General features: G+C 64.5%; 41 protein-coding genes. 6 read left to right on the plus strand and 35 right to left on the minus strand.

Features of this window, described 5'->3' with window-relative positions; genetic code table 11:
* Positions 1–18 precede the first annotated feature (18 nt).
* The 34 genes from ABE424_RS18080 to ABE424_RS18245 form a co-directional block, all read right to left on the minus strand.
* Entirely contained in the window at positions 19–348 is a 330-nt protein-coding gene (locus tag ABE424_RS18080; RefSeq protein ID WP_346492219.1) for a hypothetical protein, read from the minus strand.
* 61 nt (positions 349–409) lie between these two features.
* Positions 410–1,171, minus strand: coding sequence for a hypothetical protein (locus tag ABE424_RS18085; RefSeq protein WP_346492218.1), 762 nt, complete (start codon positions 1,169–1,171; stop codon positions 410–412).
* Between the two features lie 4 nt (positions 1,172–1,175).
* Positions 1,176–3,143: a hypothetical protein gene (locus ABE424_RS18090; protein WP_346492217.1), complete on the minus strand. Its 1,968-nt coding sequence runs from the start codon at positions 3,141–3,143 to the stop codon at positions 1,176–1,178.
* A 3-nt stretch (positions 3,144–3,146) separates the two neighbouring features.
* Positions 3,147–3,383: a hypothetical protein gene (locus ABE424_RS18095; RefSeq protein ID WP_346492216.1), complete on the minus strand. Its 237-nt coding sequence runs from the start codon at positions 3,381–3,383 to the stop codon at positions 3,147–3,149.
* 56 nt (positions 3,384–3,439) lie between these two features.
* Positions 3,440–3,817, minus strand: coding sequence for a hypothetical protein (locus ABE424_RS18100; RefSeq protein ID WP_346492215.1), 378 nt, complete (start codon positions 3,815–3,817; stop codon positions 3,440–3,442).
* Between the two features lie 127 nt (positions 3,818–3,944).
* Positions 3,945–4,415, minus strand: a complete 471-nt coding sequence (locus tag ABE424_RS18105; RefSeq protein ID WP_346492214.1) for a phage tail tube protein — start codon at positions 4,413–4,415, stop codon at positions 3,945–3,947.
* Between the two features lie 83 nt (positions 4,416–4,498).
* A complete protein-coding gene (locus tag ABE424_RS18110; protein ID WP_346492213.1) occupies positions 4,499–4,858 on the minus strand; it encodes a DUF3168 domain-containing protein in 360 nt (119 codons plus the stop codon).
* Complete coding sequence (locus ABE424_RS18115; RefSeq protein WP_261997044.1) at positions 4,858–5,364, minus strand: HK97-gp10 family putative phage morphogenesis protein; 507 nt, start codon at positions 5,362–5,364, stop codon at positions 4,858–4,860. Before ABE424_RS18115 ends, ABE424_RS18110 begins: the two co-directional genes overlap by 1 nt.
* Complete coding sequence (locus ABE424_RS18120; RefSeq protein WP_346492212.1) at positions 5,357–5,689, minus strand: phage head closure protein; 333 nt, start codon at positions 5,687–5,689, stop codon at positions 5,357–5,359. Before ABE424_RS18120 ends, ABE424_RS18115 begins: the two co-directional genes overlap by 8 nt.
* Positions 5,686–6,108 (minus strand): head-tail connector protein, encoded by a 423-nt coding sequence (locus ABE424_RS18125; RefSeq protein ID WP_346492211.1) that lies wholly within the window; start codon positions 6,106–6,108, stop codon positions 5,686–5,688. Before ABE424_RS18125 ends, ABE424_RS18120 begins: the two co-directional genes overlap by 4 nt.
* A gap of 3 nt (positions 6,109–6,111) precedes the next feature.
* Positions 6,112–6,537, minus strand: a complete 426-nt coding sequence (locus ABE424_RS18130) for a hypothetical protein (protein WP_346492210.1) — start codon at positions 6,535–6,537, stop codon at positions 6,112–6,114.
* A 62-nt stretch (positions 6,538–6,599) separates the two neighbouring features.
* Positions 6,600–7,838: a phage major capsid protein gene (locus ABE424_RS18135; RefSeq protein WP_346492209.1), complete on the minus strand. Its 1,239-nt coding sequence runs from the start codon at positions 7,836–7,838 to the stop codon at positions 6,600–6,602.
* A gap of 67 nt (positions 7,839–7,905) precedes the next feature.
* On the minus strand, positions 7,906–8,652 hold the full coding sequence (locus ABE424_RS18140; protein ID WP_346492208.1) for a head maturation protease, ClpP-related: 747 nt from the start codon (positions 8,650–8,652) through the stop codon (positions 7,906–7,908).
* The gene (locus ABE424_RS18145) at positions 8,612–9,781 is read right to left on the minus strand and encodes a phage portal protein (protein ID WP_346492207.1); all 1,170 of its coding nucleotides are present in this window, start codon (positions 9,779–9,781) and stop codon (positions 8,612–8,614) included. Before ABE424_RS18145 ends, ABE424_RS18140 begins: the two co-directional genes overlap by 41 nt.
* A 170-nt stretch (positions 9,782–9,951) precedes the next feature.
* Positions 9,952–11,622: a terminase TerL endonuclease subunit gene (locus ABE424_RS18150; RefSeq protein WP_346492206.1), complete on the minus strand. Its 1,671-nt coding sequence runs from the start codon at positions 11,620–11,622 to the stop codon at positions 9,952–9,954.
* A gap of 3 nt (positions 11,623–11,625) precedes the next feature.
* Entirely contained in the window at positions 11,626–12,006 is a 381-nt protein-coding gene (locus ABE424_RS18155; RefSeq protein ID WP_346492205.1) for a hypothetical protein, read from the minus strand.
* A 75-nt stretch (positions 12,007–12,081) separates the two neighbouring features.
* The gene (locus ABE424_RS18160; RefSeq protein ID WP_346501995.1) at positions 12,082–12,468 is read right to left on the minus strand and encodes an HNH endonuclease signature motif containing protein; all 387 of its coding nucleotides are present in this window, start codon (positions 12,466–12,468) and stop codon (positions 12,082–12,084) included.
* On the minus strand, positions 12,468–12,683 hold the full coding sequence (locus ABE424_RS18165; protein WP_346492204.1) for a hypothetical protein: 216 nt from the start codon (positions 12,681–12,683) through the stop codon (positions 12,468–12,470). The genes ABE424_RS18160 and ABE424_RS18165 overlap by 1 nt, the downstream gene beginning before the upstream one ends.
* Positions 12,683–13,036: a DUF1064 domain-containing protein gene (locus ABE424_RS18170; RefSeq protein ID WP_346492203.1), complete on the minus strand. Its 354-nt coding sequence runs from the start codon at positions 13,034–13,036 to the stop codon at positions 12,683–12,685. The genes ABE424_RS18165 and ABE424_RS18170 overlap by 1 nt, the downstream gene beginning before the upstream one ends.
* Entirely contained in the window at positions 13,036–13,326 is a 291-nt protein-coding gene (locus ABE424_RS18175; protein ID WP_346492202.1) for a hypothetical protein, read from the minus strand. The genes ABE424_RS18170 and ABE424_RS18175 overlap by 1 nt, the downstream gene beginning before the upstream one ends.
* A gap of 15 nt (positions 13,327–13,341) precedes the next feature.
* The gene (locus ABE424_RS18180) at positions 13,342–13,851 is read right to left on the minus strand and encodes a hypothetical protein (RefSeq protein ID WP_346492201.1); all 510 of its coding nucleotides are present in this window, start codon (positions 13,849–13,851) and stop codon (positions 13,342–13,344) included.
* Positions 13,848–14,351 (minus strand): lysozyme, encoded by a 504-nt coding sequence (locus tag ABE424_RS18185; RefSeq protein WP_346492200.1) that lies wholly within the window; start codon positions 14,349–14,351, stop codon positions 13,848–13,850. Before ABE424_RS18185 ends, ABE424_RS18180 begins: the two co-directional genes overlap by 4 nt.
* A 32-nt stretch (positions 14,352–14,383) precedes the next feature.
* Entirely contained in the window at positions 14,384–14,590 is a 207-nt protein-coding gene (locus ABE424_RS18190; protein WP_319624126.1) for a hypothetical protein, read from the minus strand.
* A gap of 158 nt (positions 14,591–14,748) precedes the next feature.
* Complete coding sequence (locus tag ABE424_RS18195; protein WP_346492199.1) at positions 14,749–15,240, minus strand: hypothetical protein; 492 nt, start codon at positions 15,238–15,240, stop codon at positions 14,749–14,751.
* Between the two features lie 172 nt (positions 15,241–15,412).
* On the minus strand, positions 15,413–16,072 hold the full coding sequence (locus ABE424_RS18200) for a hypothetical protein (RefSeq protein WP_346492198.1): 660 nt from the start codon (positions 16,070–16,072) through the stop codon (positions 15,413–15,415).
* Between the two features lie 31 nt (positions 16,073–16,103).
* Positions 16,104–16,307 carry a hypothetical protein gene (locus tag ABE424_RS18205; protein WP_346492197.1) on the minus strand — a complete coding sequence of 68 codons (204 nt, stop codon included), beginning with the start codon at positions 16,305–16,307 and terminating at the stop codon, positions 16,104–16,106.
* Between the two features lie 48 nt (positions 16,308–16,355).
* The gene (locus ABE424_RS18210) at positions 16,356–16,826 is read right to left on the minus strand and encodes a hypothetical protein (protein WP_346492196.1); all 471 of its coding nucleotides are present in this window, start codon (positions 16,824–16,826) and stop codon (positions 16,356–16,358) included.
* The gene (locus ABE424_RS18215; RefSeq protein ID WP_346492195.1) at positions 16,823–17,188 is read right to left on the minus strand and encodes a Ref family recombination enhancement nuclease; all 366 of its coding nucleotides are present in this window, start codon (positions 17,186–17,188) and stop codon (positions 16,823–16,825) included. Before ABE424_RS18215 ends, ABE424_RS18210 begins: the two co-directional genes overlap by 4 nt.
* Complete coding sequence (locus ABE424_RS18220) at positions 17,188–17,397, minus strand: hypothetical protein (RefSeq protein ID WP_346488836.1); 210 nt, start codon at positions 17,395–17,397, stop codon at positions 17,188–17,190. Before ABE424_RS18220 ends, ABE424_RS18215 begins: the two co-directional genes overlap by 1 nt.
* Positions 17,397–18,050 carry a hypothetical protein gene (locus ABE424_RS18225; RefSeq protein WP_346492194.1) on the minus strand — a complete coding sequence of 218 codons (654 nt, stop codon included), beginning with the start codon at positions 18,048–18,050 and terminating at the stop codon, positions 17,397–17,399. The genes ABE424_RS18220 and ABE424_RS18225 overlap by 1 nt, the downstream gene beginning before the upstream one ends.
* Complete coding sequence (locus ABE424_RS18230) at positions 18,040–18,927, minus strand: helix-turn-helix domain-containing protein (RefSeq protein ID WP_346492193.1); 888 nt, start codon at positions 18,925–18,927, stop codon at positions 18,040–18,042. Before ABE424_RS18230 ends, ABE424_RS18225 begins: the two co-directional genes overlap by 11 nt.
* Positions 18,928–18,930: 3 nt before the next feature.
* The gene (locus ABE424_RS18235) at positions 18,931–19,242 is read right to left on the minus strand and encodes a winged helix-turn-helix domain-containing protein (RefSeq protein ID WP_346492192.1); all 312 of its coding nucleotides are present in this window, start codon (positions 19,240–19,242) and stop codon (positions 18,931–18,933) included.
* Positions 19,239–19,769 carry a hypothetical protein gene (locus ABE424_RS18240; RefSeq protein WP_346492191.1) on the minus strand — a complete coding sequence of 177 codons (531 nt, stop codon included), beginning with the start codon at positions 19,767–19,769 and terminating at the stop codon, positions 19,239–19,241. The genes ABE424_RS18235 and ABE424_RS18240 overlap by 4 nt, the downstream gene beginning before the upstream one ends.
* 109 nt (positions 19,770–19,878) lie before the next feature.
* The gene (locus ABE424_RS18245) at positions 19,879–20,328 is read right to left on the minus strand and encodes a hypothetical protein (protein WP_346492190.1); all 450 of its coding nucleotides are present in this window, start codon (positions 20,326–20,328) and stop codon (positions 19,879–19,881) included.
* Positions 20,329–20,401: 73 nt separating this feature from the next.
* Here ABE424_RS18245 and ABE424_RS18250 point away from each other — a divergent pair, with 73 nt between their 5' ends.
* A complete protein-coding gene (locus tag ABE424_RS18250; protein WP_346492189.1) occupies positions 20,402–21,106 on the plus strand; it encodes a helix-turn-helix transcriptional regulator in 705 nt (234 codons plus the stop codon).
* A gap of 66 nt (positions 21,107–21,172) precedes the next feature.
* Here the strand turns inward: ABE424_RS18250 and ABE424_RS18255 are convergent, their stop codons facing one another.
* On the minus strand, positions 21,173–21,742 hold the full coding sequence (locus tag ABE424_RS18255) for a hypothetical protein (RefSeq protein ID WP_346492188.1): 570 nt from the start codon (positions 21,740–21,742) through the stop codon (positions 21,173–21,175).
* Positions 21,743–22,424: 682 nt separating this feature from the next.
* Between ABE424_RS18255 and ABE424_RS18260 the strand changes: the two genes are divergently transcribed.
* Genes ABE424_RS18260 through ABE424_RS18280 form a run of 5 tightly spaced genes read left to right on the plus strand, consistent with a single transcriptional unit; the run spans position 22,425 to position 23,440 of the window.
* The gene (locus ABE424_RS18260) at positions 22,425–22,622 is read left to right on the plus strand and encodes a hypothetical protein (RefSeq protein ID WP_346492187.1); all 198 of its coding nucleotides are present in this window, start codon (positions 22,425–22,427) and stop codon (positions 22,620–22,622) included.
* Entirely contained in the window at positions 22,619–22,954 is a 336-nt protein-coding gene (locus tag ABE424_RS18265; RefSeq protein WP_346492186.1) for a hypothetical protein, read from the plus strand. The genes ABE424_RS18260 and ABE424_RS18265 overlap by 4 nt, the downstream gene beginning before the upstream one ends.
* Positions 22,951–23,139, plus strand: a complete 189-nt coding sequence (locus tag ABE424_RS18270) for a hypothetical protein (RefSeq protein WP_346492185.1) — start codon at positions 22,951–22,953, stop codon at positions 23,137–23,139. The genes ABE424_RS18265 and ABE424_RS18270 overlap by 4 nt, the downstream gene beginning before the upstream one ends.
* Entirely contained in the window at positions 23,136–23,270 is a 135-nt protein-coding gene (locus ABE424_RS18275; protein WP_346492184.1) for a hypothetical protein, read from the plus strand. Before ABE424_RS18270 ends, ABE424_RS18275 begins: the two co-directional genes overlap by 4 nt.
* Complete coding sequence (locus tag ABE424_RS18280; protein WP_346492183.1) at positions 23,258–23,440, plus strand: hypothetical protein; 183 nt, start codon at positions 23,258–23,260, stop codon at positions 23,438–23,440. Before ABE424_RS18275 ends, ABE424_RS18280 begins: the two co-directional genes overlap by 13 nt.
* The last annotated feature ends 85 nt before the right edge of the window (positions 23,441–23,525 follow it).

The following is a 23,525-nucleotide window of genomic DNA, read 5'->3' on the forward strand; positions in this document are numbered from 1 at the left end:
GCCTCTAGGGCTACGCGACTATTTGATGTCGAGCTTCCGGCCGATGGCCTCAATCCACCGCAGCGTCGTTCCCGCTCTATATACCGCCCATGAAAGAGCGACGGCCCAGACCGCGCCGATCAGAACAGCCAAGACCGCGAGGGGGTGCCACTCATAGCTGATGCCCCAACTCGTTACGGTGGGGATTCGGCCGAAGGCGAAAATTCCCACGCCGCCTGCGACAACGGACAGGAAAAGCATGAGCCTCCCAATTTCCTCCAGCGTGTCTCCTGCACGGATTGGCAGGTCATCAGGCGCAGACGGCGGCTCGTCGTCAGGCACATCCACTTTGCTCGTGTGTTCAATCATCCCTGCTTTCCTTGGTGAAGAAGCGCGGATTGTCTCACCGGGAAGTCGGACAACGGAACCGTCAGGCCGGAACCTCTTCAAACTCCACATATCCGCTGAAGTACTGCCGGCTGATGTTCTCGGCAGAGGGCAGCTGGGTGGCGTGGCCATACATGGCAGCGCGCGCGGCCAGAACCGGATCAAACGCGTTTGTCTGAATGTCGCGGTATTGCGGCACCACGCATGCGCGCTGGCGCCCAGCCATTGCCATTGCGACCGTCTCCCAGTCCGTTCCGGCCAGGCCGCCCTTACGCACCACCTCAGTCGCGCGGCCAGACAGCGTCGCGGTCAGGCGGCGGTACATGGCACCCGCGACCGTGTTCACCTGCCCGCCCTTGGTTCTCGTGTGGGTGCTGGCGTCGATCGGTGCCACCGCCCATCCATCCGTGATTCCAACGTCCACCGTGCGGAATATCGCTATCTCCCCGACCTCAACGTTGGTCACCGTGGTTTCGATCTGGACCGCAACGCTGCTGACCGAGGCAGTGCCGGTCGGAAATAGCCAGGCGCATACGCTGCCGCTGGGCAGACGTATGGTTTGGCCGGTGGCGCCTGCCGCACGTACGGTGACACCGGCGGGCACGTTGAGGCCCAGCACGGCCACGATCCCCGGCACGACAGCCTCGGCGAGGGTGATGTTGATGGACAGCGCACCAGTGCGGGCGATGCGCGCCCGGCGCGCGGGCTTGCCGTCGAACAGCGCCGCTCCGCCATCTGCCGTCAGCCAGGTCCCGCCCACCAGCGCCACCGATTGAGGGGCTGGCATTCCATATCCGATCAGCATCCGATCAACCCCACATCGTCAGGACCACGTCACCCGTGGCCGGGTTGCGCTCAACGCGCCGCACCAGCACCGTCTTGCCCTCGTCTAGGCCATAGCGCGGGTACGTCAGCCGGCCGATCTGACCGGGCTGCGGCGCCAGGCTCTGATCGCCACGCACCGTCACCTGGTAGAAGAACCGCTGCTGGCGGTACATGCCCACCACCCGGTCGATCTCCGACTGCGCGTCGGCCGCGCTCCAGAACAGCGAAAGCACCGGATCTGCCGCGTCGGCCCGGCGGTAGTGCTGGTGCAGCACCCCGCCGCCGTACACCTGCCCGCGGAACAGGCCGGTCAGCTCGTCGCGTCGCGCCTGCGGCACGTCCACCACATCCGTGACCAGATCCGAGGCACCCAACGCCTGAGCGTTCGGGCGGTATGCCATGCGGCGTGTCAGGTTCGGCGCGTCGTCTGGCACCGCCACCAGATCCTCGGCCAGGTCGTTCGCCGTGAGCTCGAACGCGGGAGCACCACCGAACGTCTCGGGGGCCACCACCCGGGTGAAACGCAGCACCCCGGTGGCGTCCTGGTAGCAGGCCGCCCCATAGCTGGGGAGGATGGCGTTCATGGCATCCCGCCCGGTGATGGCATTGCCGGCGTAGTAGCCCACGCCCGCATAGCCCGTCGCGGCATCAACCGCAGCACAGTCGCCGCCTGACCATGAGGTCTTGCCCAGGCGGCCCATGATGTCGGCGATCGCCTGCTGCAGGGTGGCCGGGCGCTGGCCCGGCCCAACGCTCGACAGATCGGCCACCACCGGCGTGACCGGCGGCGACTTCATGATCAGCTGCTGCCCGTCCGGCGACAGCGAGAACGTCCCTGGCTCCATGAGGTCACCTCGGTCCATCACCGCATCGGCGTAGACCAGGCCGTCGGCCACGAACATCGCCGTCGCATCCGAGTTGGCACCCATTGCCGGCACGCTGGCCACCGCGCCGATCACCACCGGCTGCGGCTTCCATGCCAACGCGGCGATGTTCGGCATGAACACGCCGCGGTTGATCGTTTCATCCAGATCGTCGTGCGCGTCGCGGAAGTGAACCGTCTTGCTGCCGTCGTCGTTGATCTCGATGCGGTCCACGGTGAAGCGGAACACGGCAGTGGTGTCAGCCAGCATGCCGGCGGAGCTGCCCGCCCGGATCTGCACCGGCATCCCTGAGGCGCCGGACAATGCCAGGTTGTCGAGAAGTCCGTCGGCGTCGAGCACCACGCACTCGGCCGCGCTGGTCTGGGTGACCGGATCACCGCCCCAAGGCCAGAAGTTGATCTCGCTGATCAGGTTCACCCCTTCGGCGATCAGCCCCTCGTATCGCGCATTGGCCGGAAGGTCACCGGGCGCGGTCAGCCAGTCCGCATCTGACAAGCGAGTGACGGCTCCAGAGGCCGTGGCGAGCTTCCAGCCGGCCAGCGCAGCCGGCCCGCGAGCGTTCCACTGCCCGGCGTTCACCACCATGCACAAGCCCCCTGCCTTGCTCGCCGCGAGCGCGGCGGCGAAGTGCAACGGGCCACCCAAGGGAATATCGCGCTGATGCACTTGGGTGGCACCCAGATAGAGCTGCAGGCGGGTCGGAGTGCCGAACACGACGCGCAGCCCCGCGATATCGCCGTGCTTGGCGATCGGCAGGCCGCTGGCAACGGCCGCGCCGTTCAACACCAGCCGCCCCGTCCCAAGCTCCCAGCCGATCCCCGCGGCCGTAGCCCCCGGGTAGGCGTTGAGTGGCGCCGCGCCGGTAACGACGCCGATCATTGCCGCCATCGGGTCGTCGCCCCATACGGCGAACTCGACACCCACCGTGCCCGTGCTCTGGGCCACGTCCGACTTGGCCATTCGATTGATGTTGGCCGCAGCAGTGGTGGCGAGCGTGAGGCCGCCGTCGCGCGCGGCCAGCAGCTGGCCGATGGGAACCACCGCGAAGCGCCCGAAGTTGTCAGCCATTGGTCATCCCAGTGAATCGAACCAGTCCTGCGCCTCGTCGTCGTCCGACCGGGGCACCAGCACGTCCATGAAGTCCTGCATGCCGCGCTTCGTGCCTCCTTGGCTGTGCGCGGCGAAGGTGAAGGCAGCGAATGCGGCCGGCTTGATGTGCAGCCCCACCGGATCGATGGGGTTTCGCTTGTGGAACTCCCACCACCGCAGGAACTCCTTGCGAGACATGGTCCCGCGCAGCTCGGCCACCGTGCGATGCAGATGGCCGGCCAGGACGTGCCAGAACCAGTCCTCGCCCCGCTGCCTTAGGCGTTTCCCGCCTCGGCCTGGGCGTCAGCCGCCTTGTCGCCGAAGCCCGAGTGCTTCATCGCCACCTGCTGCAGCTCGGCGGCCACCAGCGGCTTCAGCTGTGCCGCCTGGGCGGCCGTCATTACCGGCTTGCCGTTCTCGTCGCAGATGGTTGCTGCGATCAGCTTGGCGCGATCGCCGTCCTGGAACAGCTTGCGGAACTCCGCGTCCGGCAGCTCGCGCACGTGAAACTGCGCCTTGTCGCCGCCGGGCAGTGTGATGGTGTCTGCATGCACGTCCTTGGACGCGAACATTCCCAAGCTGGTGAAGGCCTGCAGCACGGTCTGGGAGGTGGCGAGCGTGTCGGTCGCCGGGGTGTCGTTGGTCTTGCTCATGGACCGTTTCCTGAAGTGGTGGCTGGGTGCGCAGGCCGCGCACGGCTAACACGCGGGGGTTCCCGCGCACCCGGCCATAGAGAAGGCCCGCCGAAGCGGGCCGAAAGAGAGAGCGCCGTTGCGCCGGTCAGGGCGCCGGACGGTGGGTGGTGACCGCGCCGGAGCCGCGAATGGTGATGGTGGCCTTCCAGATATCGTTGTCCGCCACCTGGACGGCGAAGTTCTGGACGAAGCCCTTGAACTGCTTGGACACCACATCGGTCGGCGGCGTGATGACGCCATTGACTGCGACGGGCTTCTCCACGCCCTCGGTCTCAGACTTCGGTGCGGTGACCAGGAAGTCCACGACAGCGCCGCTGGTGTGCAGGGCCTCGATCTTCTCGTGGTCCACGGCGTCGTAGTTGATCTCGATGGTGGTGCTGCCGGTGGCCTTGCGGCCGGCAACGAACTGATCCCAGTCATCGTCGAAATCGGAAACGTCGATTTCCGATGCCTGGCCATCGGGGAAGCCAACCGAACGCAGACGGGTCACCTTGGTGACCTCGGCGAGCGCGGTGGCGATGAACAGCTGGGTGTGCTTGGACTTCAAAACGCCCATTGCGGTTTACCTCTTGTAGAAGCCCGGTCGCCGGGCACAAAAAAACCGGCTTGCGCCGGCGGTTGGGGTTGCGGTGTTGAGGGCTACCGGATGGCCAGCAGCCGCACGTCGAAGGAAATGCCGAACGCACCGGTGTCGTCGTCATCAGGCGTGGGGTTGTAGGACTCGATGCTGCCGTGGCGCTCCACCTCGTCGCGGATGGCCACCGCAGCGGCGTTGGCCTGGCTCGCTCCGTCGCCCCATACGGTCAGGCGCACCCGCCAGCCGTCCGCCGGCGGCGGATCGGAAAGCTGCGCCATTGGTGACCCGCCCACAACGCCCCACGTCGCGTAGGGTAGCGCCGCGCCCTCGGGCGCCACCCCGGGCCACACGCGAATCGGGTTCCCCAACAGCGCGAGCACAGGGCCGCTGGCCTGCAATATCGATTGGATCAAAGGAACCATCACAGCACCCAGCCTTGTCGTTTCAGCGCGCGAGTGATCGCGATCCACGTTTCATTGATGATCGCCTGGGCAGCTTGCGGACCACGGGCCTCAGCCGAAGGCGTCAGGAATGGCTTTGCCGCCATCTTCTTGGTCCCGAACTCGACGTGCCGCCAGTAGTGCGCCCACCCCGTCGTTTCGTAGACCTTGCCGACGCGGCGCAGGCGCTGATTGCGCTTCGTATTCGAGTACTTGGCCTTCCTGCCAACCCGCACACCGACGGTGAAGTACTCCCCGTCCTTCCCTACCCCTGCTCGGCGCCGGTTCCTTGCGTTGGCCCTCCGGACAACGATCTCGCTGGCAAGGAAGCCGGAATGCTTCACCACCCGGTTTCGCGCCTCATCACGGATGATGTTGCCGCCTTTGCGCATGCCGGTGCGCAGTGGCTTTCCACGGACCTCGTCCGGCAGGCCGCGCAGGGTCGTCAACAGCCCCTTCAGGCCATGAAGCTGTAATTCTTCAGCCATCGGATACCCCGGCATCCACCATGAGGTTGATGTGGCTGCGCGCCGTCGGATCCGGCAGCACCGCGCGAATCGCGTAGACCTGGCCGTCGAACACCACCCGCATGGTGTTGAGGACACCCGGCAGATACGGGATCTCCATGCGTGCCGTCACCTGGCCATGCTCGGCACTTGCCGCCGTGAACTCCCGTCCGGACAGCGGCACCACTTCCGCTGGCACGTCCTTGTGCCAGTCCGTCCAATCCTTCCTGTCTCCACCGAGCTGGTCACGCACCAAGGTGAAGGCCTGCAGCGTGACGCGATGCCGGTACTTACCCGCCCGCCTCATGGGAACACCCGACGGTAGGGGAACATCAGCCGGTCGACGGTTGGGTTCTCCACGTGGATGGTGCCAGTGATGCCCGCTTCACGGTTCGCGTAGAGGTCGCCGACCAGCAGCAGAATCGCCGCCCGCAGTGGCGCCGGCACCGGCCCGGGCACCGTATCGAACAGCACGGGGTACTCACCGGGAGCACTGGTGACACTGCCCGGCTCGATGGGAAGAGGCGCGCGTCGCTCGCCCACAGGGCTCCATTCGTAGCTGGCCACCACCAGCGCGTAGGCGGTCGCGCGCTCAACCACTTCGCGGGCGGCCACGATCAGGGCACCGATCAGGAGGTCGTCTGCGGCGTGGATCACAGCCAGGTGCGCCTTCGCTTCCGCCAAGCTCACCGGCTCTTCAGTGGCTGGGGCTCGCGTACGCAACATGGATCAATCCCCTTCAGCGGAAGCTACGGCGTTGGGATGGGTGTCGATGAAGCCGCCCCCCTCGATCGCGGCGGCGTGTGCGGCTTCGAACTCCCGGACCTCGCCGCAGCGCCCGAAAGCGTTGTCGCTCAGCACCAAGGCGCGCACCTTCCCGCCCAGCAGGATCTGCGCAGGTGGAACTTGTTCATCGTGGGCCTGTTGCTGACCGGATTCCTCGACCGTCGCCGCATCGGCCGCCCCGGTGGCGGCGCTCTCGGTAGCCGCTTGGTCAGTGACACCGTCGGGCCCTCCGATGGAGTCGCCACCGAGCGTCGTGACGGCAGCAACGCCGCCCGCGTTGGGAATTTCAACGCCGGATGCAACTGCGGCTGGATCTTCACCCACCGCAGCTTCACTGGCCGGCGAGGCCTGGGGTTTCTGTTTTGCCATGGTCCTGCTCCTGGTACAGGCCAGGCGGTCAGCAGACCGCCCGGCCATTCAATGACGCTGGATTACGCCGCGGCGCCGTGCTGGAAGGTCTTGACCGCGCCGCCCACGTCGATCAGGTTGCCGCCGGTTCGCATCCAGGCAAGGAAGCCCACCTGCCCCTTCTTGATGTAGGCCGAATCGTTGAAGCGGAACAGCGTCACCGCCATCACGTCGCGGATCTTGTAGTAGCTGAAGTCACCGAAGACAATCGACTTGGCGCCAGCGGCCGGGCTGTCCATGTGCTGGTTGATCTCGATATCCCGGTTCAGCAGACGATCCGGGGCACCGCCCGGGTTGCCCTGTTCGTAACCCGGCACGAAGATCGGGCGGCCGCTTTCGTCCTTGACCTTGCGGACCATCTTCAGCATGTCATCGTGGAACATCCACTTACCGTTTGCGCGGTATGCCGGGTCGATGCTGTGCTCGAGGTCGATCAGGTCGTCATACAGGATGAGCGGAACGGCGGACGCCGCGCCGATCTTGCCGTTGCTGGCGGCAGTGATGAGACCCATCGGCTGGCCGACGCCGGTGCCCACGGTGTAATGACGGTTGGTGACGCGCCCCAGCCGGGTCTGCAGGCGGCGGGTAATGAAGCCCTCGATGTCCGAGGTCGTGTCCTGCAGCAGCTCCCAGGGCACCGTGACGACCTTGGAGCTGTACTTGTGCACGCCCAGGCCCTTGGTGCCGAACTCGACGTCATCGTCGGTCGCCGACTGGTTCTCCGCCACGACCTCACCCTCTTCCGAGGTGCCGTCGCTGGTCGGGTACTGCATCGGCTCGCCGCCGGCAGTGCTGAAGACGTCCGCGACACGGCGCATGCCGCCGAAGTCCTTCAGGGCTTCGAGGATCTGAGCTGCGAGCGTGGTCGGGACGGTATAGCCGCCCTGTTCCGGGTTCACATTCGGGTTGCCGCTCATCGCGGCATTGACCTGGGTCCAGTCTTCCGCACTCAGGGCCTTGTCACCACCGCGAGCCCACTTGTCGAAGAGCTTGCGGTCCTGCGGGCGCTCGCTGTTGCCGGGCGCCTGGTGCTCGCGCACGCCGGCATCGCGCATGTGGTTGTCCGCGGTCAGGTCCATGACCTTCTGGTGGCGCTCGATGGAAGCGTCGATACGCTCGATCTCGGCGATATTGGTGTCGTACTTGGCCTGGTTCTCGGCAGTCCAGGTGTTGCCGTCACCGGTGCTGGTGTCCAGCAGGTTGCGGGTTTCCTTTGCCAGCGCGGTGCGGCGCTCCCGCTCGGCCTGAATGTTAAGGGGCATGTGTCAGTTTCCTTTGGGCGAAAAAAAACCGCCTTGCGGCGGCTGATGAACTGCGGGCGGGAGTCGCTTACGCAGGCGCGCGCTCGAGCAGCGCAAGGCGCCGATCAAGCCCGGTTCGATGGGCGGCGATGGCGGCATCGTCATCGCTCGCAGTGTTCTTGGGCTTCCCGAGCACGGCCGGGGCGTTGTTGTAGGCAGAGAGATCCCAGCTGTTGCTGGCGCCCTTCTTGCCCACCACCTCCACCACGCGGTCGGCGAAGCCGTGCTGCACCGCCTCATCAGCGGTGAACCAGGTCTCTTCGTCCATCCACTGCACAACCTGCTCGGAACTCTGTCCGGAGCGGCGGGTGTAATCGCCGGCGAGCCCGGCGTCAATCTTGGTCAGCAGCTCCGCGGTTTTCGACATCTCGGACTTGTTGCCGATCGCGATCGTCCAGGCGTTGTGAATCATGAACTGAGCGCCTTGGCTGATCTCCACCTCGTCGCAGGCCATGCAAAGGCCGGTCGCAGCAGAGGCTGCGATGCCATCAACATGCGCGATCACCTTCGCCTGGTGCTGGGCGATCGCGGTCATCATCGAGCGCGACGCGAACACGTCACCACCAGGGGAGTCGATCCGAAGATGGATCGTCTCCACATCCAGTGCGGCCAGCTCACGCACAAAGGCGGTTTCGTCGATGTCGCCCCACCACCCTCCGATCACGCCGTGAAGGTAGATTGTGGCCACACCGTCGCCAGCTTCGGCGCGCAGCGGCTTGGAGGCGTTCGCGTTGTTACGCGCGAGCTGCAGTAGCTTCGGGATCGGCATCGTCATCAGTCCTATCGGGATCGTTCTTGTTGCCGGGCGGCTTGGCCGCCTCGGTGGGCAGGTACAGCGTGTCTCCGCCGGGGATCGGCGGCAGGTTCTTCAGGCGGCGAACCTCGTTGACGTACATCCAGCCTTGGGCGCCTGGCCCGCCGAGCGCCTTGCTGAAGTACTCCGCCTGGGCCTTGGAATCACCGGCCATGAAGCCGTCGACGTTGTGTTCAACGTAGAAGCGCTCGGTCCTGAACAGCTTGCGGTTCAACTCGTCCTTGACCCGCTTCAGGTGGGAACCCAGCGTGTACTTCACGAATCCGATGCCCATGGATTCGATGCCAGTGCCGAAGCTGCTGGCCTTCGTGGTCTCACCGATCATGTGCGGCGGAACGCCGAAGGCACGGGCGATGTCGATCACCTGCCACTGCCGCGATTCCAGCAACTGCTGGTCCACGGCCGACATGGTCAGCTCCTTGACGTCCAGGCCTTCCGTCAGGATCAGGGGGATGCGGCGGTTCCCTTGGATGCCTCCGTACTTTTTCACCCAGGCGTCGCGGAAGCTCTCCTGCATATCCGGCGTCATTTTGTTGGTGGCCGTGATCGCCACCTCCGGCTTGCCCCCCTCGCTGAAGAACTTGCCGGCGTGTTCGTCGCCTTGAATGGCGATGCCGATTCCGTTGCGGGCACCCCACTGAATCACCGACATTGATGACACGCCGTTGAAGCCGAAGCCGGGGATGTGCAGCACGTCGTCCTGGTCGACCGTGAAGTAGCCGAGGGTGTCGTAGAACGTGTACTGCAGCCGGCGTGGCTCCTTTGGGCTGGATCGCTCCTGCTCCAAAATCGTCACCCGATCGCGAGGCCAAGGGATCAGTCCTGTTACCGCGCCGCTGCGGTTGCGGGTGGCGTAGGCGATGCCGTCTCCGCGCAACAGCATCTGGGAGATCAGGAACTCCCAAGCGGTGGATGCGGACCATGCCGGGCCGAACTGCTCGTTCAGGATCCACCAGTAGTCGTGCTTGGCGCGCTGGCGACCGTCTTCCATCCGCTCGAACACCGGCAACGGCAGCTGTGCGATCGAGCCCGCGATCAGGCTCACGCAACTGTAGACGGCTGACACCCGCATCGCGGTCTTGTCGGTCACGACAGCGCCAGATGCAGTCGCGGGGTTGCCGAAGACCTCAAACATCCGAAGATCGGATGAGGCTACGGTGTCCCCCTCAGTCAGCGCGTTTGCGGTTGGAGCCATAGCCCGGACGGCACGGTCTACGCCGATGGCAACGTCCAATCGGTTGCGTGCAATTTGTGCGCTCATCAGTCCATCACCACGAAGCCCTGTTGAATTTGACCGGTGTCCTGCGCTTGCATCGCGCGGGCCATAGCCATGATCAGCGCCACCGCGCCGTCGATCTTGTTGTTGTTCGATTCCTTACGGGGGTACACATGCTCCTTCGCATCTACCCGCGCCACCACGTTGCCCATCATCCAAGTCAGCGCGGCGTTGCCGTCGTGCCAAAGCTGATGGGACAAGATCAGCGCCTCCACTTCCTTCATCGGCTCGGATAGGTTGCGTACCGACTGGGCCATCTCCACGACCGGCAAGCCTTCTTGGCCAAGCCGCGTCATGACGTACGTAGCCTGGGTCGGATCGAAGGCGATGTCCTGAATGTCGATCCCGCGCGCGGCCAGCTCTTTCAGCTCTTCCTCGATGAAGGCGTAGTCGGTCATGTTCCCTGGCGTGGCCACCATCAGGCCTTCCAGAACATACAGCTGGTAACGCTCGTTTTCCTCTACCGCCGCTTCCGGCACGTAGAAGCGCGGAACAACGTAGAAGGCGCCGTCCTTCTCGAACAGCATCACCACCGCGGCAACGTCCAACTTCGATGCGAGATCGACGCCGACCCAGCAGCGGCAGCCGTCGAAGTCGTCGAGGTCGAACGACCGCTTCTGCCGCTGCCACGCCAGCATGTTCATCCAGGCGAGCTTGGCGCCCACCCAGTCGTTCAGGTGCTTGGTTCGGAAGGCGCTTTGCTTGCTGGCAGACCGTTTGGCCTGCGCCAGCTGCGCCAACAGGAACTCTTCGAAGACCGAGACACCGTAATTGGGGTTGGCCTTGCGCAGGCTCGCCGGATCGTCCCACCGGTCGCCCTCGTCGATGCCGAAGATCATCCCAAAGATGGTTTCGTCGGTGACCTCGCCTTCCAGAATTCGGATCACATCGCGCCGCTTCTCGTAACACGGCCCGCCCAGGTTGGTCCCGGCGGTGGTGATGATCCCCAGCAAGGGCTGCTCGCGCGCGCCCATGCCAGTCTGCATCGCATCGACCATGTGGTCGGTGTCGTGCTCGTGGTATTCGTCCACCAGCGCCGCGTGCGGGCTGGAGCCGTCACCCGGCTTGCCGATCATCGGCTCGAACTTCGACATGTCCTCCATGACGAACATGGAGCCGGGGTTCTTCGGGTTGCCCGACTGCTCGATGCCGAAGCGCGCACGCAGCGCGGGCATCTTCTGGACCATCTGCCAGGCCGGCCGGTACACCTCGAAGGCCTGCTTCTCGCTGGTGGCGCCCGAGTAGATCTCCGCACCGGCCTCGCCGTCGGCGGCAAACAGGTACAGGCCTCGTGCCGCAAGGCGCAGCGACTTGCCGTTCTTTCGGGGGATCTCTTCGTAGGACTCGCGGAACCGGCGCATGCCGGTGGACTTGCGGACCCAGCCGAAGAGGTTGCACTCAATGAAGTGCTGCCAAGGCTCATACACCAGGAGCTGCTTCTTTGCCGCCCACTTGCCCTTGGTGTGGGGCATCAGCTCTTGGAACTTGACCGCGCGATCGGCCTTGGCCGCGTCGTACTTGTACGGCCAGTCAGGGCCGGTGCGCTTCAGGTCATCCAGAAACCGCTGGCAAGCAAGGATGATGTACCGTCCGGCCGGAATCTTCCCGGCCACCACGCTGCGTGCGTAGGCCTTGGCAGATTCGCTCGGGGTCATGCATCAGAACTCGTCGAATGGATTGCCCTTCTTGGGCTTCTCGGTCCCGAGCTTCTGGCGATCCGCCGGCGTGAGGCCGAGCCGCGCCAGGCAGCCGATCAGGTGCGAGTACTTGGCCGCTTTGAAGTCGGTGCGGTTCGCGCGGAACTCGGCGAGCAGCGACGCGGCCACCTCCATGACGAACCGGTCGGCGCTGGTCAGCACCCCGGGCAGCGAGCACTTGTCCAGCTCCTTCCAGACGTCGACCACGTCTTCAGGCAGATGCGTCGGCGGCTTACCGAGCGCCTTGCCCGTGGTCGGCGCGACCTTCTTGTAGCGCTGGGGGTTCTTTTTCTCGGCCCCTTTGAGCTTGGCCAGCTCGGCCGGCTGCTTGTGCCTCGCCATCCGGGCCAACCTCGAAATTCAAATTCTGTGGAAATGCGACGAAAAGAGGGGGCGCGTATCGCGAAGCGTTCAGCCTCAACTTTCACCCTCCCCCCTCCCTTGGCGACCTCCGCCGTGGAACCCGTCACGCCCGTTGGGGTTCCACGTCGGCCGCCCGAACCCGCCGTTCTCACGCGCGGTCTTCGCGCTGTGGCAGGGCCTGCAGAGGGACTGGTGGTTGCCCGGCTCGTTGTTGGCGTCGTCGCCGTCGATGTGGTCAACGTCTGTAGCCGCCCTGACCCTGCCCAATGCGGCGCAGTGTCGGCATAGCGGCTCCCGTGCCAGGTGGGCGGCCCGCATCTTTCGCCATGCGGCCGAATTGGTCGGCAAAGCCCGGCGGGCCTGTCGCCGCCTCACCTGCCGAGCGTCTTCCTTGTAGGGCTTCCAGCCCGTCGGCCGGTGCTGGGCGGGCCTGGTCGGCATCAGTACGGCTTCCCGTCCATGTCGGTGCGCTGCGGCTCGGGCGCGGCGTCTCCGTCAGGCAACGGCACGCCCACTTCTTCGCCCAGCAGCAGCACGACTGACTGCGTGAGTAGACCGATATGTTCAGCCTGCTGAGCGATCTGGCGGCCCTGCTCCACGATAGTGGCGTGCTGCTGCTCGGCCAACGACAGCAGGCGGTCTATGCGCTCGTCCATCAGAACTCCTCGACGGCCCAGCCGCCTCCATCCCGCTTCGGCTTCGCCCGGACCGCAACGAAGCGCATCGGGTACAGCGCGGCAGCCATCTTGATCTTGACCCTGGCATCGTCCATCCAGAAGCCCTTGACCTCGTGCAGCTCCATCACGCCATCAGCGGCTAGCACCGCGAAGTCAGGCGTGTAGAACATGTTGTCAGCCAAGCGAAGCTTGATGCCTTCGAACTTATGCCACTGAATCTCACCGGCAGCCTCTAGCTGACGCAACCGCTCCGCATAAGCGGCCTCGGTCTTGTTCATCTGGCCGACCTTCAGCCGGCCAAGCGCCAGCATGGCCTTGCCCTGCCCCGCCATCAGCGCGGGCTGCGGCGGCGGACCTGGGCCTTGGCTTTCTTGGTCTTCGGCAGCGGCTGCAAGCGGCCCTGCACTTCGATCAGAACCCCATTGACGGCGGCCAGCTGGCTGCTGAGCGAGGTGATCTGCGAGCCGGCAGCGGAGTCGACGTTCTCACTGTACGCTTTGACCGCGGCGAGCTCGGTGCGCAGGGCCTCACCGTCCACCTCGACGGCACGCAGGCGCTGTGCAAGCCGCTGGGAGAGAGTCGGCCAGAGGGTGACGCCGAGTACTTTGATGGTTCGGGACATGGTGATCTCCAAGGATCAGGGGCGCTTGGCGCCGTTGATGGCCGTCTCGACGGCTCGGTATCGGTCTACGGTTTCGTCTCGCTCGGACTGGGCGAGCTCGCAGGCCCGTACAATTCGTGCCGCACCGAGCCGGCGTAGTCGGTCTTGTTCTGCAGCGGCTGCGGCAGCGGCGGCACCGTCGGCCAGGCGGCTGGTTTCGCAACTGGCCCAGTGGCCGCGCAGCCTGCCAAGCTCACCATCGCGGCCAGCAACAGCAGCTGCGATGCGCTCTTGATAGTCAGCATCGATCTTTTCCTCTCGCTCGTCGGCGGTATCTCCCGCCTGTTGGACGCCTGCTACCTGCTCGCGATCGACAGAGCGAGCCACCTTCTCTCCAGCTAGGGCCTTCCGTCCGTCGGCCACCTCGGCCGTGGCGGTACTGAGAGCCGCGCGATCTCCGCGCCAGGACCAGCCTGCAGCGAACGACAGCACGCAGCACACGACCCATGCGATCAGCAGGCCGACGACCACGTAGGTCCGACTCACGGGGCAAGCTCGGCAACGCACTTGGCATGCCGCTCCAGCTGCCGATCCCACACGCCCCAACACACCTTGTTCGGCTTGCCGTTGATCAGCGTCGAGCAGTCGTAGCCACCGGCACGCTTCCACAGCAGCAAGGCGTCACAGGCGGCACGGTAGTTGCCCACTAGCAGCTGGCGCCGCATGGACGATGTCTGCCAGTTCCCTGTCCCGTACTGGTAGGTGAAGTCCAAATAGAGGTCGTACTCACCCTGTGTGAGGAAGACGCCAGGGAGCGAGGCGCGGAATCGCTGTTCCTCACCGGCGATGTGCGCCTGAGCGGTGTGCAGGGCGCGATCCGGAGTGATTCGATCACCGAGCCGCACTGGCGTACCGTCGGCGTGGAACGTCGATCCGAAGCCGACCGTGGGGCGGTCGTTCTTGGTGGGGATGACGGCCGTATCGGTATAGCCCTCCCTCGATACGATCGCGACCAAGCCGGCAGCGCTCAGGACCAGAAGCGCCACGAGCGACCGACCTGGTGCTCCACCGGGCCGACTCATGCCTTGGTCGCCTTGGCAGCCTGCCGCCACTCGCGGACCCAGCGCCAAACCAGATAGGTGATCTGGCCGACCAGGTACACGACAGTCAGGATCACGACCAGACGGTCTAGGTTGACGCCGCCGGCGACGGCCCCGGCCACCGCGACCGGCGGCGTGACCTTTGCCGCAGCACTCGCCGCGGTACTGATGATTTCGTCCCGCATGGTTGCCCCGTGGATTGTCCGGTTCGGCATATCGCCCCTCCGGGTTTGGTCAATAGGTGCCCGCCCCGCTGCCGGCTTGGCGCGAGGGTTAATCCGGTCTGGGAAGCGGGCAAAGAAAAAGCCCGCCATTGGCGGGCCGGTATTCAGCAGAGCGGTGCTCAGGCCAGCGAGATAGGCTGCAAAGTCAGGCGGTGCAGTTTGTACATTGCCACCATCGCATCACGTGCATCCTGCAGCTTGATCTGATCGGGGTGACATTTCGTCGCCCTGAATCTTATCGACAATCGCGTCTGATGAGATCTTGTTTTCCTGTGACAGTAAGCATTTCTGATTTTGTACAGCCGATCGCACTCTGTCATCAGTTCGTCGGGCAAACCCTTCTGAACACATGTTTTTCGATCATCACCCCAACATCCTGGAGAAGACTGCGCAATGTCGGCGGCAGTCTGCTCAAAGAACGCGCACGCAAGAATGAGCGCTGCTAGATACCTTCCGTAGATGAATGATACTCGCGCCTCTTCAAGCAAGGCCATGTTCTCCATTTCAGCCCAGACCATGCCATCAATGATGACGTGATCAGACAGCCATATGTGCCGCTCCACCTTACCCTTAGCCTGACGTTCGTCAGCGCGTAGGACCGCTTCGAGCACATCATCTTCCGTCCATGCAGCACCGTGTCCCATTGGCCTTGCCCCTATGCGCTGTCAAATCTGCGCCGAATATCTCACGCAAGGGTGGGACGAGAAAGCCCCGGCTTGGCCGGGGCTTGCGTCTGGATAGTGGCAAGAATGCCCGCATTTCCGATGACCCTTCAAGTCATCGCTATGCAGCACGCGAAAGCGCATGTCCAAGCTGCCGCGCCGCCTCGCCCTCTGCCGCTCGCATCTGGACGAGCATCCATTCGTACACTGGCTGCCAGAACCTGCTGTATGCGGAGCAATCGGCCCCGATGGCTGCTGCACGCTTCCTGCCGCTCAGTTGCTCCAGGCCACTACCGTCGCATGCTTCGCACTCCACTACGCCGGTGCCCTCCGGTGCAGCCTGTGTGCGCAATCCCTCGCATCGCTTGCAGCAGCCAGCAGCGGCCATTTCACCGATCACCGCCACTGCCAGTCCGCCAAGCTGCTCCATGGTGCTGATGGGCCAACACAGCGCGCGGGTGGCCTCCAGCTTTGCCTCAGCGCGCGCGAACTCCCGGCGCTGCATGTCCGTCACCGCGTTTCCCGCCCAGCCCATGCAGGTTTTGGCGATGCCGTATTCCGTACGCGCCAAGCTCAGCACCTGCTGGTGTCGGTTGTACTCCGGCGCCACCAGTGCGATCACTGCCTTTCGCAGATGGTCGACTCGACGCATCGCACTCTCCGGCCACCACAGGGCCTCCAGTAGCTCGCGGCCGAGGCCGGCGGGCACCATTCCCAGCGCTGCGGCGATGTCCTGCGTGGTCAGATCCGGCGTACCGCCGCGGCCGGTGTCGAATTTCACGGTTGTTGGCCCCATCCGGCTGGACAGCAGCTCACGTACATTCCCCATGGCCTTTCCCCTTGTGCTCTCGTCGATTGATTTCACGGCGCAGCGCGCGTGCCCGGCGCAGTGCCTTCTGTGCCTCGCGGCGTACGGCTGGGGCCGTCCACGCCCTCGTCCATCGCATCGCGGCTATGTCTTGCTGGATGCTGCTCAGCAGCGCCAGCGCCTTGTCGTCGTAGCGGGTCAGCTCCATCCGTCCAGCTTCTTCCCAGTGCGTCGCAACGATCGCGACGCCTGCCCTCTATCCCGGCCGTTCCCAGGCTGCAGTCAGGCGCTCCACTTCCCCGCCTCTGGCCCGCCACTGCTCGAACGTCTCGACCACTGGCGTGGCCCTCGGAGCTGCCAGGACCGGCTTGGGGATCATCGCGGCGCGCACCCCGACCGCCACGGCGCGCGCAGCCCGAATCCTCTCCCCGCGACGACGGTTCTTTGCCGCCTTGCGCTCTGTCCGCTGCGATTCAGTCAGACGTGGCCTAGCCATCGCCACGCCACTCCGGCGAAACCGGGCGTTCTCACGCTCACCCCTCCTGATCAGGTAGCCCCGGGCGACCAAGTAGCGCAGTACGCTGCAGATGCGCTCCTTGCCGCGCTCGATGTCCATGCCATCGGCGGCCAGCTTCTCGTACAGGCTGGCGTAGCCCAGTCCCTCCGCCGGGGCCTCGTCGAACGCCGAACGAACCTGATCGGCGTATGTCTTGTTGCTCTCGCTCACGCAGCCATCCTTATTTCGTTGATGTAGGTCTGTTGATCGATCAGCTCGTCGTCCGAGCCGAATGCCTCGTGAAATTTCTTCGACCAGTGCAACGGCGGTCCCCACCGGTCCACCATCTGCTGCTGGGTCATGTGCTCGTGCCGGTAGCGCTGGTGATGCCACTGGCACAGCGCGTAGCCGAAGAAGTGGCCGCGCCGGATATTTCCCGACTTGGCGTGGTTGTATTCACAGCCGTAGACGACGTGGCGCTGAGCCATCAGGCCCTCGGAGAACCGGACCAAACAGGCCATGCAGGGGCCGGTCTTGGCGAGCTCGATCCGCGCGGCCTCGGCCTTCGTCGGCGGTGGAGCGCTAGACCACATCAGGCCGCGGCCTTGGACTGGGCGGCAACTTCTTCTAGCTCGACGGCTTTCGCCAGGTAGTAGTCGTGGCGGTCCTTCCGCACCACTGCGCTGAACTGAAAGTCCATCAGGGCCTGCGCAGCGGCGGCACGCCACAAGGGTGCCTCCCGAGCGGCGCTGAGGCGGGGGTCGTGGACGAAGATGTCGAGCTGGTTGTTGTCCGAGCGCATCAGGCGGCCAGCTCCCGTGCCAGTTCCTCCAGACGCGCCCGGATCTTCGCGTTGGCGCCCGGCAAGGCCTCGACCTTCCCAGCCAGCAGAGCCATTGGATTGAAAGCCGGCGCCGCCGCGGTCAGCTGCAGGTGGTCGCTCACTTGGTCGTGCGCCAGCAGTCCTTTGCTCACGGCATCCGTGAGCGCCGCGTTGCGGCTGGTGAGGTCGAAGCCCAGCGACGGGCTGTAGCTGGCCGGCAGGCGTGCAGCGCGCGCATCCTTCACCAGCCGGGTGTACGTCTCCAAGAAGGCCTGGCGCGCGGCGATCTTGTCGCCCGCCTGGACCAACGGCAGCGCGGTGTTCCATGCCTGTTGGGTGAGCGTGGTCCAGACCACGGTGTTGCGCTCGTCCGCTGCCTGGATGGCCACCGCCCACGCTTCGTTCGGTGCGGGGTGGCCGTCGTCGATGCGCTCCAACACCGCGGCGAGGGACAGGCGACCCTTCAGCTCCCGGCGGCAACCTTCCAGCGCGCGCTCAAGCTGCGCCAGCGGATAGCAGGACAAGTCCCGAACCACGTACGCAGCGGTGGTGGGACGCAGCTGGTCGCCAATTACCTCAGCCGTGACCACCAGCAGCTCGACGAGCCGGTCCTGTTCGTGATCAGCCAGCATTGGTCGCCCTCCCCTTGCGCAACAGCGCCTTGGCTTCGTCGGCGGTGCTCAGATTCGATTGGGTCTGGTCCGTGTGCTGAGCGCTGGTCGTCGTGACCTGCCGGCCGGTGGCCCACTGCGTGCGGTATGCCTCGGCTCCGGCCAGCAGCACGCCCAGGTCGTGCATCCGCTTCACGGCGTACTGCTCATTGACGCCCAAGAACCAGCCGGCCACCTGCGGCGCCTCTTCCCGCCCCAGCCGCTTCACCAAGTCCCGCACGTTGGTGTTCACCTTGGCGTTGCGCACCGGGTCCACGCCGTGCCGCAGACGGTAGGCCGTGCGGTAGGCAGCCCACGTCTGCTTGCAGGCTTCCTGCATCTGCGCTTCGAGGGCCGCTTTCGACATCGGCGCGGCCAGCGCCGGAACTTGCGGTTCTTCTGACGGTTCAATGGGGGTTATATGACGGTTAGGCGGCACGGGGCGCACCTCCAGACCTACGCCCCCTGCCTCACCCCCTGCACCGGGCGCATCCCCGGGTGCAGCGGGCGCACCCCCTGCATGGGGCGCATCACCTGCGCCCGGTGCATCCCCCGCTTTTCCGGCCTTTCGCTTGCTCTTCGAAGGGGCAGCGGACGCATCGAACTTCGCTGGCGTGACCGCATACACGCTGCTGCTGTTGAAGCGGCGCTCCCGCGACAGCAGGCCCACCAGCTCGAGGTGATCCATTGCATCGCGCACAGCGCGCGCCGACATGCAGCAGCGCTTGGCGATGGTGCCGATAGCGGGCCAGCAGACGCCGTCGTCGTTGGCCTGATCGGCCAGGGAGATGAGCACAGCCTTCTGCGTCACGCTCAGGCTCTGCAGCGGCCAGCACTGGCTCATGATGATCGTAGACATGGTTCAGACCGCCAAGGTGTAGTTGTCGCCTGGGGCAACAGGCCACCAGGTGCACGCGCTGCGACCGCTGACTGGGCAAGGCATGGCCGGGCCGCGCCATACCTGTTCGGTCTTCAGCAGCTCTGGCAGGCGGCGCGCGAGCATGTAGCGATCCAAGCCGGTCACGTCGGCCAGCTTCATGCTGGTGAGTCCGGGGTGATGCTTCACAGCGGCGGCAGCCTTGGACTGCTGGTCACGCTGGATGCCGCTGGCAGCCACGTAACTCCCGGCCTCATGGCTGGTGCTGATATCGGTCGAACGGGCCAGATGGCTCATCGGGTTGTCCTCCCCTTGGCGGCAGCGCGCGCAACATTGCGCTCCAGGCGGTGCGCCATCGTTCGCAGCGCGCGGGCCTCGCTCACCATCAGCGCGGCTTCGTCACTGTCGATCTGGCGGTCACCGATCGCATCGACTGCTGTCCCGGTGAGGCGCCCGACCCGCGTGGTGATTTCCAACAGCTTGAGCTGCACCGCGGCGATCTCGTCGGGCCAGCCGCCTTCCGGTGCCGGCGGGACCAGGTCAACCGCCATGCCGAACTGGCCGGCAAGCGCCTGCATCCACTCCAATGCGTACTCGCTGCCGCCGGCCTTCTGCTGCATCCACTCGGTCAGCAGCTCGGCAATCTCAATGGTCACCGACTCACCCTCGGTGCCGTTGAGCTTGGAACGCAACGTCTCCGGGTGCATGGACTTGCCACGGCGGTCTGTCAGCCATTTGGCAGCCTCGATCACACCGCCCGGCGTCTTGCGCACGGCGTTGTAGAGGCAGTCGAGCCAGTTAATCGAGGAAGTACGGCAGGTCATGGTTCACCTTGGGAAGACGGGTGTTTCAAGGTTTCGAGCTGGCCCGTCATGGCGCACGATCTGCGTCATGGACGAACTCGATTCAGGGACGATGGCCAAGGACGGCCAGTCAGGCGGCGTGGACGCGGAGATCGATTCGGTCGGCGTCCGGGTCGTCGGAAGCAGCTGCCACGGGCAGAGCCTGTTCTTGCACGCCAAGCAACTGCAGCACCTGCGGCAGCGCCGGGACGCTCAGTTCTTCCGGCCAAGCCTCAACCTCGGCCGCGGGCAACCGCAGCACTTTGGCCAGATGCGCATCGGTCTTCAGGCCCAGTTTGGCCCGCAGCGCGCGCTTGCTCATTCGGGTATCCACGAGGGCGGCTACCGTTTGCCGAACAGACTTGATCGGCATGGCTTCGAAGGCCTCCGGACGCAGCAAGGCCAAGAACTGCCGGCGCGCCGACGGGATTCCGCTGGAGCGCCATTCGCTGACGGATGGCGGCTTGATCTGGCAGATGCGCGCAACTTCTGTAGTGCCGCCGAGGCGGTCGATAATCTCGGAGTCGGTGGGCTTGTCCATGCAGCAAAGATTAGGACTAGCTAATGTTCAAGTCAATAGCCAGTCCTAATTCAACAATCGTTAGCCTTGCCTAATGAGCACACTCGCCGAAAGATTAACCGTCGCAATCGCGAACGCCGGAATCACCAAGGCCGAACTGGCCCGACGCGTTGGGATCAGCGCGCCCAGCGTGAACGGATGGTTCACTGGGAAAGCAAAGTTCCTTCGGGGCGAGAACCTTCTCGCGGCGGCCAGAGCCCTGTCAGTCGACGAGGACTGGTTGGCCACAGGCAAAGGATCTTCCGTTCGGGGCTTCCACGTCGCCGAGCAAGCTGCTGAGTATCAGATCTCACCAGTCTTAGAGACTGAGACCCGCCCGGGCTATGTTCGCTTCGACGTTTTTGAAGGTGGCGCAGGGATGGGTGCAGGATTGGTGAACCAGGACTACCCCGAGGTAGTGCAGACGATCGAGGTGGCAGAGTGGGAGGTTCGCCGAAAGCTCGGATACCTGCCAAAGCCTGGTCGGATCCAACTGATCACCGGCCGGGGCCCCTCGATGAAGCCCAAGCTCGAAGATGGGGACATCATCTGGATCGATACGAGCTGCAACTACTTTGACGGCGACGACTACTACTTGATCAACATAGGCGGCGAGACTCAGATCAAGATGTTGCAGAAGCGCGGCGACGGCATGTATGTGGTGAGCATCAACCCGGACTTCCCCACTTACCGGTCAGATGACGGAGAAGTCAGCATCCTCGGGAAAGCACTGATCCACGCGGGACTACGGCGCTTCTAACAGACTGTCTCGGTATTAGTCAGCCATAAAAAAGCCCCGCCGGAGCGGGGCTTTTTTGTTTCTCGGTCAAGCGTGACAGAGATCGCTAAACCTCTCCAACACTTCGTCCTCGACTTTGTCAATTCTCTCTTGAACAGGCTTCTCAGCCCTTGGGGGAGCCGCCTTGTTCGATTGCTGTGGAGCACCACTGTTTGCCCGGGCGTAGGAATCCGCAGTGACTTCCTCCCACATACGCCGAATTTCACGGCTCATCGCCGGGCTATGCAGCAAGCATGTCATCGCAAACACTTGAAGAGCTGGCTGGATGACCTTCTTGTCCGCATCCGTTAGCGCAGCATCGGTGCCTAGCTGACCGTCGCGGTGCATCGCTTCCATCTTATCGCTGATGAACTTGTGATCGCGCCCGAAGCTCAGCAATACCTTATCTGAGAGAGAGAATACCGCGATCAGGCTCGCATACTCCCGAGCCTTGGCGGTGTTCTTCTCGTTCGCCATTACATCGGCGCACATCGCCAAGGTCGCGCGTTGAAGTGCGCGGGAATAAGGGATCGTCCTGACGCGGATGGTGGCCCTAACCGCCAGCGTCGCCACCAAGGCCAGCACGGCCAGTAACACTAGTTGCAACATGAACTCCATGACTTCCTCCTTTCCGGACCAGCCATCAATTCTTTTTCTTCAGCTTGGCCATCGCCCGCTTATGGGCGTTTTCCATTTTTTTCATCTCCGTCATCGCCGCGGCTGCCTCTTTCGACTTCATGACATCGAACTCCTTCCGCTTGATGAGTACTTGACACGAGCACCACCAGACAAAGCAAAGGATGATGGCCACCACTATCAAAGTAGTGAATGGGTTCGCAGCGGCGGCCTGGAGAAGAACCTCCGTGACACCCTCTGCCGGCAAAACGTTACTCGGATTAGGTACTCGCGTAGCTACCACCGACCCTCCCTGTGTCGACTGTGGATAGACGCGCCGATGTCATCTGGGACCAGATGCCGGCATGTGTAGGAATACGGCGCATGGTAATGACGAACTCTGCCTAGCACAACTGCCGCAAGGTTCAACGGTCCCAACCACCTCCCACTGCCATCTGGTTGCGTACAACTAAGATCGACCGTCGGGCATGAAAGTTGCGTCGTAATCAGCTGTCACGCTCATCCCGTTCAGCAAACGGTTTAACGGGTGACTGAACAAACGTCATCTTTGTTCATCAACACCGAGCCGGAAATTAGCGACTCCTATTGACTGAGCAATTAGCTTCTCCTAACCTAACTCCGTCGCCCCAGTAACAGCCCATCCGGGCCGGGGCACGGAGACTTCATGGCCACCCTCACCCTCAGCAGCTCGACCGGGCCTGTCCGGTTCGAAGCGCAGCCCATCTCCAGCAAAGTCGCGATGCACGTCGGTGCCGCCGGCCGCGTCTACTTCACCGCCGAGGAAGCCGACGCCGCCGCCGCAGATCTGCAGCGCGCGGCAGCCGAGCTGCGCCAGGCCGTCAGCGGCGAGGCCGCGGCATGAGCCGCCAGTACCGCGATGATCGCTTGGCGCTGGATACCAGCCTCTCGGTGCTCGAAGACGCCGCAATGCGGGCGTTTGACGCTGGTTGGGATGCATATCCGCCGGGCGCGCTCTGCATCGTTCGATCGCAGCGCTATGGCCATCCCCCTGTCGAACGGGAAGCACTGATCGTCCGCACCACCGTCGACTTGCACGTGAGCTGCAACGGCAAGCCATGGGCTTCGATCAGTGTGCGAACGAAGAACCTGAAAACCGGGAAGTACCGCGTTTTCTACCCATCTGTCGAAGTCGCCGGCAAGCCCAGTGTTCGCGTCAAAGGCGGTGCCGCATGAGCGTCACGACCTCCGAGCAGTTCTACCGCGCCCAGTCCGTCCGCCGGCAGGCCATCGCATGCGGCTGGGATTCCCGCGCCGCCGTCGGTCAGCTGGTCCGCGCCGGGTATTCGAAGGACGTCCAGAACCGCATGGCAGCGCGCGCCCTCGCCGCCCCTCCTGCGTCGGGAGGCGATGCAGCATGATCGGGATCGACTTCGCCTTCGGCCTGATCGTCGGCTTCGTCGCCGGCGCGCTGGTGGCGGCCGCCTGGCTGCAGCGCCGCCACGACGAGCACTTCGCCGCCCTGATGGAGCAGATCCGATGCGCGGGCTGATCCGCCACTGGCGCGCCGGCGGGCTGGTGCTGCTCGGTGCCCTGCTCGCGGCCGCTGCCTTCGCCATGGCCTGGGCCGGCATCGAAGACACCGGCGTCTACCTGCTCATGGGCGCCCTGCTCTGCGCCACCCAGGTGCCCGAGGCGTGGAGGCGCGGCCGCGATGGCTGATCAAACGGTCGCCTCCACAGTCCGCGCCATGCGCCGCGCAGGCGTCGCTGGTGAGCCCGTGCCGGCTGAGGTCGCCGCAGCTTGG

The organism is Stenotrophomonas sp. TWI1149 (genome assembly GCF_039673155.1).
GTDB lineage: Bacteria > Pseudomonadota > Gammaproteobacteria > Xanthomonadales > Xanthomonadaceae > Stenotrophomonas > Stenotrophomonas maltophilia_AA.